General features: G+C 71.6%; 15 protein-coding genes. 12 read left to right on the top strand and 3 right to left on the bottom strand.

Annotated features, from left to right (window positions below):
* The first annotated feature begins 2 nt into the window (after positions 1-2).
* Positions 3-506, top strand: coding sequence for a GNAT family N-acetyltransferase (locus ACTEI_RS00935; RefSeq protein ID WP_122975895.1), 504 nt, complete (start codon positions 3-5; stop codon positions 504-506).
* Here the strand turns inward: ACTEI_RS00935 and ACTEI_RS00940 are convergent.
* A complete protein-coding gene (locus tag ACTEI_RS00940; RefSeq protein ID WP_122975896.1) occupies positions 480-806 on the bottom strand; it encodes an STAS domain-containing protein in 327 nt (108 codons plus the stop codon). The two genes, ACTEI_RS00935 and ACTEI_RS00940, sit on opposite strands and share 27 nt — an antisense overlap.
* A 124-nt stretch (positions 807-930) precedes the next feature.
* On the opposite strand from ACTEI_RS00940, the gene hemL reads away from it, so the two are divergent.
* Genes hemL through ccsB form a run of 6 tightly spaced genes read left to right on the top strand, consistent with a single transcriptional unit; the run spans position 931 to position 6,922 of the window.
* Positions 931-2,274 (top strand): glutamate-1-semialdehyde 2,1-aminomutase, encoded by a 1,344-nt coding sequence (gene hemL / locus ACTEI_RS00945; protein WP_122975897.1) that lies wholly within the window; start codon positions 931-933, stop codon positions 2,272-2,274.
* Positions 2,271-2,927, top strand: a complete 657-nt coding sequence (locus ACTEI_RS00950; protein WP_122975898.1) for a histidine phosphatase family protein — start codon at positions 2,271-2,273, stop codon at positions 2,925-2,927. The genes hemL and ACTEI_RS00950 overlap by 4 nt, the downstream gene beginning before the upstream one ends.
* Before the next feature lie 2 nt (positions 2,928-2,929).
* The gene (locus ACTEI_RS00955; RefSeq protein WP_122975899.1) at positions 2,930-3,487 is read left to right on the top strand and encodes a TlpA family protein disulfide reductase; all 558 of its coding nucleotides are present in this window, start codon (positions 2,930-2,932) and stop codon (positions 3,485-3,487) included.
* Positions 3,487-4,314: a cytochrome c biogenesis CcdA family protein gene (locus ACTEI_RS00960; protein WP_122975900.1), complete on the top strand. Its 828-nt coding sequence runs from the start codon at positions 3,487-3,489 to the stop codon at positions 4,312-4,314. Before ACTEI_RS00955 ends, ACTEI_RS00960 begins: the two co-directional genes overlap by 1 nt.
* Positions 4,311-5,942 carry a cytochrome c biogenesis protein ResB gene (gene resB, locus ACTEI_RS00965; protein ID WP_122975901.1) on the top strand — a complete coding sequence of 544 codons (1,632 nt, stop codon included), beginning with the start codon at positions 4,311-4,313 and terminating at the stop codon, positions 5,940-5,942. The genes ACTEI_RS00960 and resB overlap by 4 nt, the downstream gene beginning before the upstream one ends.
* Positions 5,942-6,922, top strand: a complete 981-nt coding sequence (gene ccsB, locus ACTEI_RS00970; RefSeq protein WP_122975902.1) for a c-type cytochrome biogenesis protein CcsB — start codon at positions 5,942-5,944, stop codon at positions 6,920-6,922. The genes resB and ccsB overlap by 1 nt, the downstream gene beginning before the upstream one ends.
* Positions 6,923-6,953: 31 nt before the next feature.
* On the opposite strand, the gene ACTEI_RS37960 is transcribed toward ccsB, so the two are convergent.
* A complete protein-coding gene (locus tag ACTEI_RS37960; RefSeq protein ID WP_239082525.1) occupies positions 6,954-8,024 on the bottom strand; it encodes a hypothetical protein in 1,071 nt (356 codons plus the stop codon).
* An 81-nt stretch (positions 8,025-8,105) separates the two neighbouring features.
* On the opposite strand from ACTEI_RS37960, the gene ACTEI_RS00980 reads away from it, so the two are divergent.
* From ACTEI_RS00980 to ACTEI_RS00990, 3 genes are all read left to right on the top strand, one after another.
* Entirely contained in the window at positions 8,106-9,566 is a 1,461-nt protein-coding gene (locus ACTEI_RS00980; RefSeq protein WP_122975903.1) for a menaquinone biosynthesis decarboxylase, read from the top strand.
* Positions 9,563-10,453 carry a menaquinone biosynthesis prenyltransferase MqnP gene (mqnP, locus tag ACTEI_RS00985; RefSeq protein ID WP_122975904.1) on the top strand — a complete coding sequence of 297 codons (891 nt, stop codon included), beginning with the start codon at positions 9,563-9,565 and terminating at the stop codon, positions 10,451-10,453. Before ACTEI_RS00980 ends, mqnP begins: the two co-directional genes overlap by 4 nt.
* A gap of 245 nt (positions 10,454-10,698) precedes the next feature.
* Positions 10,699-11,316, top strand: a complete 618-nt coding sequence (locus tag ACTEI_RS00990; protein WP_122975905.1) for a UbiX family flavin prenyltransferase — start codon at positions 10,699-10,701, stop codon at positions 11,314-11,316.
* On the opposite strand, the gene ACTEI_RS00995 is transcribed toward ACTEI_RS00990, so the two are convergent.
* Positions 11,313-11,588, bottom strand: coding sequence for a BldC family transcriptional regulator (locus tag ACTEI_RS00995; RefSeq protein WP_122975906.1), 276 nt, complete (start codon positions 11,586-11,588; stop codon positions 11,313-11,315). The two genes, ACTEI_RS00990 and ACTEI_RS00995, sit on opposite strands and share 4 nt — an antisense overlap.
* A gap of 213 nt (positions 11,589-11,801) precedes the next feature.
* Between ACTEI_RS00995 and ACTEI_RS01000 the strand changes: the two genes are divergently transcribed.
* Together ACTEI_RS01000 and cds1 are read left to right on the top strand one after the other, a co-directional pair.
* Entirely contained in the window at positions 11,802-12,251 is a 450-nt protein-coding gene (locus tag ACTEI_RS01000) for an Lrp/AsnC family transcriptional regulator (RefSeq protein WP_122975907.1), read from the top strand.
* Between the two features lie 10 nt (positions 12,252-12,261).
* Complete coding sequence (gene cds1 / locus ACTEI_RS01005; RefSeq protein WP_372443281.1) at positions 12,262-13,371, top strand: L-cysteine desulfhydrase Cds1; 1,110 nt, start codon at positions 12,262-12,264, stop codon at positions 13,369-13,371.
* The last annotated feature ends 411 nt before the right edge of the window (positions 13,372-13,782 follow it).

Below are 13,782 nucleotides of genomic sequence, written 5' to 3' on the forward strand. Positions count from 1 at the left end.
GCATGGCCGATCTGAGCGTGCGCGAGATGACCGCGGATGAGTTCGACGCATGGCACGAGGCCGTCATGCGATCCTTCGCCGAGGCCCAGACCGACGCCGGCGTCGGCACGTTCGAGGAGAACCTGCGGCGTGTGCGGGAGGCGCAGGCGGCGTTGCTGCCGCGCGGCCGCCAGACCCCGGGGATGCTGTTCCTCAACGGGGTCGGCCCGGACGGCGTCGTGGTCGGCGCGATGTGGATCGGCCTCGAGCACCCGCGCGGCTTCCCCGGCTGCGCGTTCCTCTACGAGATCGCGATCGACGAGGCGTTCCAGGGCGCCGGTTACGGCCGGGCGCTGCTCACCGCCGGTGAGGAGATCGTCCGCGAGCACGGGCTGACCGGGCTCGAGCTCAACGTCTTCGCCGCCAACACCCGCGCGCTCAACCTCTACACCACCGCCGGGTACCGCGTGATCACCCAGCAGATGCGCAAGGACCTGCGGTCAGGGAGCACTGATCATGAGGGCTGACCGGAGTCCGGTGATGTCCAGCACCCGCATCAGGAAATCGCCCACGTTGGCCAGCGCCAGCACGGTCTGGTTGTGCTGCGCCTTGCGGCTGAGCACCACCAGCGTCCCCAGGCCCTGCGAGTCGCAGAAGGTGACGCCGGCCATGTCCAACACGATGCGGTTGGGCGGCTCGGCGGCGAGGATGTCGTTGACGAGGGTGGACAGCTCGGTGACCGTGAGCACGTCGATCTCCCCGGCGAGCTGCACGATGACCTCGTCGGGGGCGCGCTGAACCGTGATGGACAGCTCGGGTCGCTCCACGCCGGCCAGCCTATCCTCTTACACGCGAATCGGCCCGTCGGGCGCGGTCAGACCGGGCTGTTCCGGACATCATCCGGTGACGTGAACAACCCTCTCGACACTGCCACCCGTGCTCGCTGACAGAATGGGAACCGCTGTGACCACGACATATTCCACCGCGGATCTTCCGTACCCGGAGGACGCCCCGGTCTCCCAGGCCCTGTTCGACCGCGCCCAGGCCACCATCCCCGGCGGGGTCAATTCACCTGTGCGTGCGTTCCGCGCGGTCGGCGGCACGCCTCGATTCATGACCCAGGGCAGCGGCCCGTGGCTGACCGACGCCGACGGCCGGCGCTACGTCGACCTGGTGTGCTCCTGGGGGCCGCTGATCCACGGCCACGCCCATCCGGAGATCGTCGCCGCGGTGCAGCGCGCCGCGGCGCTCGGCACCAGCTTCGGCACGCCCACCGCGGGCGAGGTCGAGCTGGCCGAGGAGATCGTCCGGCGGACCGCCGTCGACGAGGTGCGACTGGTCAACTCCGGCACCGAGGCGACCATGACCGCGATCCGGCTGGCCCGCGGCTGGACCAGCCGGTCGAAGGTGGTGAAGTTCGCCGGCTGCTACCACGGCCACGTGGACGCGCTGCTGGCCGCGGCCGGCTCCGGGGTGGCCACCCTGGGGCTGCCCGACTCTCCCGGGGTCACCGGGGCGGCGGCCGCGGAGACCATCGTGCTGCCGTACAACGACGTCGCCGCGGTCGAGGCCGCCTTCGCCGCGGAGGGCGACCGGATCGCCGCGGTCATCACCGAGGCGGCGCCGGGCAACATGGGCGTGGTCACGCCGCGTGACGGCTTCAACCAGAAACTCGCCGAGATCGCCCACCGGCACGGCGCCCTGCTGATCGTCGACGAGGTGATGACCGGCTTCCGGGTCTCCGCAGGGGGCTGGGCCGGGCTGGAGCCGGTCGACGCCGACCTGTTCACCTTCGGCAAGGTGATGGGCGGCGGCCTGCCCGCGGCGGCGTTCGGCGGCCGCCGGGAGATCATGTCTCGGCTGGCCCCGGCCGGCCCGGTCTACCAGGCCGGCACCCTCTCCGGGAACCCGCTGGCCTGCGCCGCCGGCCTGGCCTCGCTGCGGCTGGCCGACGCGGACGTCTACAAGCGCCTGGACGAGCTGGCCGGCACGGTCGGCGCGCTGGCGTCGGAGGCGCTGACCGCCGCCGGCGTGCCGCACCGGCTGTCCTACGCCGGCAACATGTTCTCGATCTTCTTCACCGAGGACGAGGTCGTCGACTACGACTCGGCCAGGGCGCAGGACGCCGCGGCGTTCAAGGCGTTCTTCCACACCATGCTGGCGCGCGGGGTGTACCTGCCGCCGAGCGCGTTCGAGTCGTGGTTCGTGTCGACCGCGATCGACGACGCGGCGCTGGAGCAGATCGCGGCCGCACTGCCACACGCGGCGCGGGCCGCGGCGGGGAGTCAGCGGTGAGCGAGCCGACCAGGACGACCGTGCACGTGTTCCGGCACGGTGAGGTCTTCAACCCCACCCGGATCCTGTACGGCCGGCTGCCCGACTTCCACCTCTCCGAGCTCGGGCACCAGATGGCCAAGGCGGCCGCCCAGGCGCTCTCCGGCCGGGACGTCACGCACGTGGTGGCCAGCCCGCTGGAGCGCGCCCAGGAGACCGCCGCGCCGATCGCCGCCGAGTTCGAGCTGGAGACGGCGACCGACGTCCGGCTCATCGAGAGCGCGAACTACTTCGAGGGCAAGCGGGTCTCGGTCGGTGACGGCGCGTTCAGCAACCCCCGGCACTGGTGGGTGCTGCGCGACCCGATCACCCCGTCCTGGGGCGAGGCGTACCTCGCGATCGCCCGGCGGATGTTCGAGGCGTTGCAGGCCGCCCGGGTCGCGGCCGAGGGGCACGAGGCGGTCTGCGTCTCGCACCAGCTGCCGATCTGGACCCTCCGGCGGTACGTCGAGGGCAAGCGCCTGTGGCACGACCCGCGCAAGCGGCAGTGTGGCCTGGCCAGCCTGACCTCGTTCCGCTTCGAGGGGTCCAAGGTGGTCGGCATCGACTACAGCGAGCCGGCCGCGCATCTGGTCGCGCTCTCCGCCACCGCCAAGACCGCCAAGGGAGCCTGACCGTGCGCCGTCTCCTCGTCGCCGCCCTCGCCGTGGCTGCCACCGCCGGCGCCCTGACCGGTTGTGGCGGCGAGGAGAACTGGGCGAAGAAGTGCGCCGCCACCAACGGCGTGGTCGAGTGCGACGTGGCGGACCGGCCGCAGGTCGGCGACGTGACCGGCGAGCTGCTCGACGGTGGGCGATACGACGTCGCCGACGACCGCGGCAAGGTCGTCGTGGTCAACTTCTGGGGCTCCTGGTGCGCGCCGTGCCGGGCCGAGGCGGCCGACCTGGAGAAGACCTACCAGGCGACCAAGGCGAAGAACGTGACGTTCCTGGGGATCAACTCGCGGGACGACCGGGACTCGGCCAAGGCGTTCGAGCGGGGCCGGATCACCTACCCGAGCATCTACGACTTCGACGGCGACGTCGCGCTGAAGTTCGACGTCACCCAGACCACCACGCCGGCCACCCTGATCCTGGACCGGCAGGGCCGGATCGCGGTCGCGCTGCGGCGCTCCACCACCGCCGGTGAGCTGCAGCCTCTCGTGGAACGGGTGGCCGCGGAGGGGAACGGCTGATGGGCGACGCCTTCAACGACGTGGCCACCGGCGGCCCGCTGCTGCTGGCCATCGGCGCTGCCATGATCGCCGGGGTGGTCAGCATCCTGTCGCCGTGCGTGCTGCCGCTGGTCCCCGGCTACCTGTCGTACGTCACCGGGCTGGCCGGGTCGGATCTGGAGGCCGCGATCGGCACCACCCGCCCGGGCCCGGCGGGGTCCGGCGGGGTCGCCGTGCGGACCGCCACCAGGCCGCGGGCGGTGGCCCTGAAGAGCCGGGTGCTGGCCGGCAGCCTGCTCTTCGTGCTCGGCTTCTCGGTGGTCTTCACGCTGATGGTCACACTGGTGGCGAACGTCGCGATCACGCTGTTGACCAACCGGGACACGCTCAACCTGATCCTCGGTGTGCTGATCATCGTGCTCGGTCTGGTCTACCTGGGCTGGATTCCCGGGTTGCAGCGCGAAGCCCGGATCAGCCGGCTGCCGTCGGCCGGGCTCCTCGGCGCACCGGTGTTCGGCGCGATCTTCGCGGTGTCCTGGATGCCGTGCACCGGCCCCACCCTGGCCGCGGTGACGAGCATGGCCGCCACCACCGGCAGCACCGACCGCGCGGTGATCCTGGCGCTGGCCTTCAGCCTGGGGCTGGGCGTGCCGTTCATCCTGTTCGGGCTCTTCTTCCGCAAGCTCCTCGGCGTCTTCACCGCCATCCGCCGTAACAGCCGCTGGGTCACCCGGGTCGGCGGAGCGCTGCTGATCGCGGTCGGGGTCACGCTGGTCAGCGGCCGATGGCCGTACTTCCTGGCGTGGCTGCAGACCACGTTCAACTTCGGCGGGGAGACCCTGCTGTGACCGTCGTCGAGGACCGGCCGGACACCGCCGAGGCGCCACCGCCGCGCCGGACGAACCCGCTGTGGGCGCTGCTGCGCAACTCGTGGCGGCAGCTGACCAGCATGCGTACCGCGCTGATCCTGCTCTTCCTGCTGGCCGTCGCGGCGATCCCGGGCTCGGTGTTCCCGCAGACCTCGGTGAACCGCGAACGGGTCTCGCAGTACTTCACCGCGCATCCGAAGCTGGCGCCCTGGGTGGACCGGCTGGGCGGCTTCGACGTGTACGCCTCGCCCTGGTTCGCGGCGATCTACCTGCTGCTGTTCACCTCGCTGATCGGCTGTGTGCTGCCCCGGCTGCGCGACCACGTACGCGCGCTGCGGACCGTGCCGCCGGAGGCGCCGAAGCGGATGGACCGCCTGCCGCAGCACGCCCCAGCGGTCGCGCTCGCGGAGGATCCGGCCGCGGCGGCGCAGCGGCTGGCGCGCACGCTGCGCCGTCGGATGTTCCGTACCCGGGTGCGCGAGCTGCCGGACGGCGGGTACTCGGTCGCGGCCGAGAAGGGCTACCTCAAGGAGACCGGCAACCTGATCTTCCACATCGCCATGCTGGCGGTGCTGATCGGCGTCGGTTTCGGGCACTGGTACGGCTGGCACGGCAACCGGCTGCTGGTGGCCGGCGAGGACCAGGGCTTCTGCAACGCGATCACGCAGTACGACGACTCCGCGCTCGGGCCCCGGGTCAGCGCCGCCGACCTGCCGAAGTTCTGCCTGCGGATGACCGATTTCGAGGCCACCTACCAGAGCACCGGGCAGCCCAGGTCGTTCCTGGCCACGGTGCAGGTCAAGGAGGGCGGCAGCTGGCGGACGGAGAGCTTCACGGTCAACGACCCGCTCCGGCTGAACCACGCCAACGTGCACCTGATCGGCCAGGGGTACGCGCCGATCCTGCGCTACACCGACCGGTACGGCGTCAGCCAGACCAAGATCGTCCCGTTCCTGCCCACCGACGGCATGCAGACCAGCGAGGGCGTCGCCCAGTTCCCGGACGTCAACATCGATCCGCGGACGAACAAGCGCGACGACCGGCTGCAGGTCGGTTTCGAGGGCGTCTACCTGCCGACCGGCGGCACCGACGGCAGCGCCGTCTCGCGCTTCCCGGCCGAGAACAACCCGGTGCTGTACCTGGCCGCCTACCGCGGCAACCTGGGCCTGGACGTGGGCAAGTCCGGCTCGGTGTACGCGCTCGACCGCGGGCAGATCAACAACGGCGAGCTGAAGAAGGTCAGCGGCGAGCGGCCGTACGTGCTGCGGCCGGGCCAGACCCTGACCCTGGACGACGGCACCAAGCTGGAGTTCCTCGGCACCCGACAGTTCGCCACCCTGTCCATCCGGTACGACCCGACCCAGGCGCTCCTGCTGGTCGGCGCGGTGCTCGGGCTGCTCGGGCTGATGCTCTCGCTCTTCGTGCACCGGCGCCGCGTCTGGTTCCGGGTGCTACCGGGCAACGCTCCGGGAGCCGGCGGTAGCGTGGTCGAAGCCGGTGGGCTGCCCCGTACCGACTATCCGGGGTTCGCGGCCGAGTTCGCCGCGCTGACCCGGCCCGCCGGCGACGACGGGCCGCCCGGGCACGCCGAGGAAGGAACGCTCTGATGGCGAATCTGTCCGACCAGCTCATGGCGCTGGCCGTGCTGGCCTACCTGACCGCCATGGTCTGCTACGCCGGGGAGTACGCGTTCGGCCGGCGCAGCCGGATCGGCCAGGCGGCCGTGCGCCCGGCGCGGCAGCTCGTCGGGGCGGGCGCGCCGCTGGACGCCGGCGCCCCGGACCAGCCGGCGCCACCGCAGGCCGTGGCCCGGCCCGGGCGGGGCGAGTGGGCCGGCCGCATCGCCGTGGCCTTCAACGCCGTCGCGCTGGCCCTGCACCTGGGCACGCTGGTGACCCGTGGGCTCGCGGCCGACCGCATGCCCTGGGGCAACATGTACGAGTACATCGCGTCCGCGACGTTCGTCGGGTCGGCGGTCTGGATGGGCGTGCTGCTGCGCCGCCCCACCCTGCGCCACCTCGGCCTGTTCTCGTCGCTGGCCCTGGTGGTGCTGCTGGGCGCGGCCGCGCTGATCGCCTACACGCCGGTCGGCCCGCTGGTGCCGGCCCTGCACTCGTACTGGTTCATCTTCCACGTCTCGACGATCATCGTCTCCTCCGGCATTTTCCTGATCGGTGCGGTGCCGGCCGCGATGTTCCTCGTCAAGAACGGGTACGACCAGGGCCGCCGCAGCTTCCCGTACACCCTGGGCCGGCGGGTGCCGACGCCGGCCGCGGCGCTGGAGCGGCTCACGTTCCGGCTGCACGCGTTCGCGTTCCCGCTGTTCACCTTCGGCGCGCTGATCGCCGGGCCGCTGTGGGCGGAGGCGTCCTGGGGCCGGTACTGGGGCTGGGACCCCAAGGAGGTCTGGGCGTTCATCTCCTGGATCGTGTACGCGGCGTACCTGCACGCGCGGGCCACGCCCAGCGTCAAGCGCACGGTGGCGACCTGGATCGCGCTGCTCGGGTTCGTGACCATGCTGATGAACCTGTTCGGCGTGAACCTGTTCTTCGAGGGGCTGCACTCGTACGCGAACGCGGGCGACTGACCCGGCGCCGACCGGCCCCGGCGCGGGTCGATCAGCGGCCGGCGCCGGGGGGTCGCGGCTCGTCCCGGCCGCCGGAGCGCCGCACCCCGACCCGGCCGGCCGTGGGCACGCGCTCGGCCCGGGCGGCCGGGCGTGACTTCGCCCGGGTGGTGGCGGCTCCCGCCTTCGCCCGGGCTCCGACCGGTCGCGGCTCGGCCGGGGTGGCGGCGGGACCCGGCTCGACCGGGGCCGGCGCCGGGTCCGGGCAGTCCCCGGCGTTCCAGGTGTCGTAACGGGTCACCCAGTCCAGGCAGAAGCCGCCGCTGCGCTGCTGCTGACCCGGGCTCACCCCGGTCAGCGTGCCGACGTCCTCGCGCCAGAACCGGGACGGCCCGCCCCCGGGCGGGCGCAGCTGCACGTTGTCCACCTTCACCGGCGGCACCTGGATGAGTCCCGGCTTGCTGGCGTCCACGTGCACCTCGACGTACTGCTCGACGAGGGCGGTGCTCCCGATCGGCAGCTTCTGCGCGGTGAGCAGGTTCCACCGGTTGTTCCACCACAGCCAGGCCTGCCAGACACCGTCGGCATCGGTGTGCAGGTCCAGCCAGACCGTGTCGCCCGGTTTGATCGGGTACTGGTCGTAGAACTGCCACGACTTGGTGTTGGTGTTGAAGGTGTAGACGTGCGGCCGGCCCGGCGACGCCCACCCGGTCTCCGACCAGCCCGCCTCCAGCCAGGCGATCTCACCCTTGCCCAGGTCACGCTTCACCATGAACCGGCCGGCGACGAAGTCGTAGGTGTCGGGCCGGATCGAGCCGTCCACCACGGCGAACCGCCCGGAGACACCACTCCACTCGGTGCTCGTGCCGGCGCCCAGGTGGTGGTATCCGCTCGGGGTGAAGCCGGGCCGGCCGGTGCGTACCGAGGACTCCGGAACGGCGGCCCGGCACGCGCCCGGCGCCGACACCGCCGCCGGGCCGGACGGTGGCCGGCTGGGCGCCGGGCCGCTCGCACGGCAGACCGGGAGCCGGTCCGGTCGCGCGGAGCTCGCCGGCGCGGCGCCGGCGCCGCCGGCCAGCAGCCCGATCAGGGCCCACCACCTCGCCACGCTCCGTCGCCGCACGTTGTCCTCAACGTGAGGCGCGGATCAAACGTGACGGACCTGAACTCCGGTGAGGGCCGCAGCGGTGCCAGACTGTGGGTCATGGCGCCTCGTGGGTTTCCCTATGCCGATCTGCAGAGTTTTCTCGCCGCCCTGGAATCCGCCGGTGAGCTGCGCCGGGTCACCGTCCCGGTGGATCCGACGCTGGAGATCAGCGAGGTGGTCACCCGCACCGTGCGCGCCGGCGGCCCGGCGCTGCTCTTCGAGAAGCCGACCCGCGGTGCGATGCCGGTGGCGATCAACCTGTTCGGCACCGAGAAGCGGATGGCGATGGCGCTCGGGGTCGACTCCCTCGACGAGATCGGCGCCCGGATCGGCGACCTGGTCAAGCCGGAGCTGCCGGTCGGCTGGTCCGGGATCCGCGAGGGCATGGGCAAGGTGCTGCAGCTCAAGTCCCTGCCGCCGAAGAAGGTCAAGGTCGCGCCCTGCCAGGAGGTCGTGCTCTCCGGCGACCAGGTGGATCTGAACCGGCTGCCCGGCCTGCAGGTCTGGCCCGGCGACGGCGGGATCTTCCACAACTTCGGGCTCACCCACACCAAGCACCCGGAGACCGGCAAGCGCAACCTGGGCCTGTACCGGTTGCAGCAGCACTCGCGGAACACGCTGGGCATGCACTGGCAGATCCACAAGGACTCCACCGCGCACCACGCGGTCGCCGAGCGACTCGGGCAGCGCCTTCCGGTGGCCGTGGCGATCGGCGCGGACCCGGTGGTCTGCTACGCGGCCAGCGCGCCGCTGCCCGGCGACATCGACGAGTACATGTTCGCCGGTTTCCTGCGCGGTGAGCGGGTCGAAATGGTGGACTGCGTCACCGTGCCGCTGCAGGTCCCGGCGAACGCGCAGGTCATCCTGGAGGGCTACCTGGAGCCGGGGGAGCGGCAACCGGAGGGGCCGTTCGGCGACCACACCGGCTTCTACACCCCGGTCGAGCCGTTCCCGGTGCTGCACATCGAGTGCATGACCATGCGTAAGGACCCGGTCTACCACTCGATCGTCACGTCCAAGCCGCCGCAGGAGGACCACGGTCTCGGCAAGGCCACCGAGCGGATCTTCCTGCCGCTGGCCAAGCTGCTGATCCCGGACATCGTCGACTACGACATGCCGGCCGCCGGTGTCTTCCACAACTGCCTGATCGTCTCCATCCGCAAGCGCTACCCCAAGCACGCGCAGAAGGTGATGAACGCGATCTGGGGCGCCCACCTCATGTCGCTGACCAAGCTCATCGTGGTGGTGGACGAGGACTGCGACGTGCACGACTACGCCGAGGTCGCGTTCCGTGCCTTCGGCAACGTCGACTACGCCCGGGACCTGCTGCTCACCGAGGGGCCGGTGGACCACCTGGACCACTCGTCGTACCAGCAGTTCTGGGGCGGCAAGGCGGGCGTCGACGCCACCCGTAAGCTGCCCGCCGAGGGTTACACCCGCGGCTGGCCGGAGGAGATGGTGATGAGTCCGGAGGTCACGAGCCTGGTGGACAAGCGCTGGAAGGAATACGGCATATGACCGCGGTGGCACCGGAACGGCCCGGAAAGGTGAAATCCTTCCTGCGGCTGGTGATGATCGAACACTCGGTGTTCGCGCTGCCGTTCGCCTACCTGTCCGCGCTGGTCGCGATCGACCGGGACGGCACCGGACGGCACTGGGGCGACCTGGTGCTGGTCACGGTCGCCATGGTGGCCGGGCGTACGTTCGCGATGGCCGCGAACCGGATCCTGGACCGCAGGATCGACGCGCTCAACCCGCGTACGCAGAATCGGGAGCTCGTCACCGGGGCGGTGAGTGTCCGGACGGCCTGGACCGGCGCGCTGATCTCGCTGGTGGTGCTGATCGCCGCGGCCGCGCTGCTCAACCCGCTGTGCCTGGTCCTGTCGCCGCTGGCGGTGATCCCGCTGGTGATCTACCCGTACGCGAAGCGGTTCACCAACTTCCCGCACTACGTGCTCGCCCTGGCCCAGGCGGTCGCCCCGGTCGGGGCCTGGCTGGCGATCACCGGCACGTTCACCGGCTCCGGCCCGGCCTGGGTGCTCGGCGTCGCCGTCGGCCTGTGGATCGGCGGCTTCGACATCATCTACGCCTGCCAGGACGTCGAGGTGGATCGCCGGATCGGGGTGCACTCCACGCCGGCCCGGTTCGGGGTGGCCACCGCCCTGCACATCTCCACCGTCACGCACGTGGTGGCGTTCGCGCTGTTCGTCTGGTTCGGCCAGTGGGTCGGGCTGGGCTGGCTCTGGTGGATCGGGCTGGCGCTGACCGCGGGCGGCCTGATCTACCAGCACGTGGTGGTCACTCCGACCGACCTGTCCAAGGTCAACCGGGCGTTCTTCACCGCCAACGGTTTCATCGGCATCGCGCTGTTCGTCTTCGCGCTGCTCGACCTGATCCTGCGGTGACCGGCGGCGCCGGGCGTGCGGTTCGGTGCGGCGCCGGCTCCGTGAGCGGCGGCACGCGGCGTGCGGTTCGGTGCGGCGCCGGCTCCGTGAGCGGCGGCGTGCGGTTCGGTGCGGCGTTGGCTCCGTGAGCGGCGGCGTGCGGTTCGGTGCGGCGCCGGCTCCGTGAGCGGCGGCACGCGGCGTGCGGTCCGGTGCGGCCCCGGCCCCGGCGTGACCGGGCCGGCCATTGGCGGACACTGGAAGGCATGCGCCAACCCTGGATCATCGGTGTCTCCGGAGCCTCCGGCACCCCCTACGCCCGGGCGGTGATCACCGCGCTCATCGATGCCGGTGAGTCCGTCGACCTGGTCGTCTCCCGGGCCGCCCGGCTCACTCTGCTCGACGAGACCGGCGCGACGATCCGGGACGCGCACTGGAAGGACGACGTCTCCGCCTGGCTGGCCCGCGACCTCGGTGACCTGGCCTACTGGCCGGCCGGTGACCTGGCCGCCGGGCCGAGCAGCGGGTCGTACCCGGCGCGCGGGATGGCGGTGGTGCCGGCCAGCACGGCGGCCTGCGCCGGGATCGCCATCGGGCTCTCCAAGGACCTGTTGCAGCGGGCCGCCGAGGTCAACCTGAAGGAGCGGCGGCGGACCGTGGTGGTGCCGCGGGAGACGCCGGTGACGCGCAGCCACCTGGAGCATCTGATCGCCCTGCACGACGCCGGTGCGGTGGTGCTGCCGGCCAGCCCCGGCTTCTACGGGTCCGGGGCAGACGCCACCGCACAGCAACTCGTCGACTTCGTGGCAGGCAAGGTGCTGGACTCGCTGGGTGTTCCGCACACCCTGATGCGGCGGTGGAGCGGACGACTCGGTGAGCGCTAGCGCAGACCGTTCGGCGGGCCGTACCCCCCGCCCGGGTTGGCCGGGCCGGTGTTGCGCGGCTTGTTGGCCGCGTCGTCCTCACGCATTTCCTCGATCACACCATCGCCCTCAAGCAGGGCCTTGACTTCGGACTCGCGGAATCGGCGGTGTCCACCAGGAGTACGGATGCTGCCGATACGCCCGGCCGCAGCCCAGCGTGTGACCGTTTTCGGATCGACGCGAAACAATGCGGCCACCTCGCCCGGCGTCAGCAGACGGTCTCCAGTGTCCACAACCCCCTCCTCGGTTCGGGTTTCTGGAGCGGCCGGTGGTCACGGTGAGTGTCGGCATGCTCGATCGGGACGTAAAGCCATTAGAGCACCGCCCCTGAACCAAGTCCGTGAAATGCGGAAAAAGCCCCGATTGCGACAACGATCATTATCCTGCCTCCCATTCGCCGCTACCGGGCGTGAGTGCCGAGGAGCCACCCGATTAGGGTTTCAGGCATGGACTCCATCGACCTCCGGCTGATCGACCTGCTACGGGAGAACGCGCGCTCGTCGTATGCCGAGCTGGCACGCAAGGTCGGGCTCTCCGCCCCCGCGGTGCACGAGCGAGTGGGTAAGCTCGAGGCAGCCGGCACCATCCGCGGATACCGAGCCGACGTCGACCACGAGGCGGTCGGGCTCGGCGTGACCGCCCTGATCGGCATCGTCGAGGACTCCGGCGCGGACACCGACGACGTGCTTGCCGCGGTGCGTGCGATGCCCGAGGTGGAGAGCTGCTATTTCATGGCCGGGGTGGAGTCGTACCAGCTCACCGTCCGGGTTGGGACGATCGCGGAACTCGAGCAGTTGATCGTCCGGATCAACCGGACGCCCGGCGTGGCCTCCACCCGTACCGCCATCGCGCTCTCCACCAAGTGGGAGAACCGGCCGCAGCCCAGCGCGGGCTGAGATGAGCGGCATGCTGGACCGTTCCGACGACGCTGCCCGGGACTGGGCTCGTGAGGCGATCGCCGCGGTCGAGGCGGATGCCAACCGCTCCGCCGACACCCACCTGCTGCCCTTCCCCCTGCCGGCCGCCTGGGGCATCGACCTGTACCTCAAGGACGAGTCCTCGCACCCCACCGGTTCACTCAAGCACCGTCTGGCACGGTCGCTTTTCCTGTACGCCCTGTGCAATGGCTGGATCGGCCCACGCACCACGGTCGTGGAGGCCTCGTCCGGATCGACTGCGGTGAGTGAGGCCTATTTCGCCCGAATGCTCGGATTGCCGTTCATCGCGGTGATGCCGGCCGCCACCTCGCCCGAGAAGATCGCGCTGATCGAATTCCAGGGTGGCCGGTGTCACCTGGTGTCCGATCCCACCACGGTGGTCGCCGAGGCGCAGCGGCTCGCCGCCAACCTGGACGGCCACTTCATGGACCAGTTCACCCACGCCGAGCGCGCCACCGACTGGCGCGGCAACAACAACATCGCCGAGTCGATCTACAGCCAGCTCGCCCTGGAGCGCCACCCGGTGCCGAGCTGGATCGTGATCGGCGCCGGCACCGGCGGCACCAGCGCCACCATCGGACGGTACGCGCGCTACCGCCGCTTCCCCACCAAGGTCTGCGTTGTCGACCCCGAGGGCTCGGCGTTCTGGCAGGCTTATGTCGCCGGCGACTGGAGCGTGGTGACCGGGACGGGCTCCCGGATCGAGGGTATCGGCCGCCCCCGGGTGGAGCCGTCCTTCCAGCCGGCCGTGGTCGACCGGATGGTGCAGGTGCCGGACGCCGCCTCGCTCGCCGCGATGCGGGCCGGGTCGGCCGTCCTGGGCCGGCGGCTCGGCGGGTCCACCGGCACGAACCTGTGGGGCGCGTTCGGACTGATCGCCGAGATGCTCCGGGCCGGGCGCACCGGTTCGGTGGTCACCCTGATCTGTGACGGCGGCGAACGGTACGCGCACACCTACTACTCCGACGACTGGGTGGCCGCGCAGGGACTGGAGCTGGCGCCGTACGCCGCCACGATCGAGCGTTTTCTCCGGGACGGCGTCTGGCCGGGCCCGGTCGCATCGACAGGCCGTGATTAGATCCCGGCCGTGGACGAACCATCGCTCGCGGCCGTACGGCAGCCGGGAACCGCGCCGCAGCACCCGGCCGCGCCGCAGCACCCGCCCGTGCCGCAGCACCCGCCCGTGCCGAAGCCCCGGATCGCGCCGGATGCCGGTCCGCAACCCCGGCCTGCTCGCGCCGCGCCGCAACCGTGGCCGGCACCGAGCGCCGCGCCGCAACCGGGGCCGGCACCGAGCGCCGCGCCGCAACCGTGGCCGGCACCGAGCGCCGCGCCGCAACCGTGGCCGGCACCGAGCGCCGCGCCGCAACCGTGGCCGGCCCCGAGCGCCGCGCCGCAACCGTGGCCGGCCCCGAGCGCCGCGCCGCAACCCTGGCCCGCCCCGAGCGCGTGGCCCGCCCCCGGCCCCTGGCCGGCTCCGCCCGCGCCG

The organism is Actinoplanes teichomyceticus ATCC 31121, from assembly GCF_003711105.1.
In the GTDB taxonomy this organism is placed as follows: Bacteria; Actinomycetota; Actinomycetes; order Mycobacteriales; family Micromonosporaceae; genus Actinoplanes; species Actinoplanes teichomyceticus.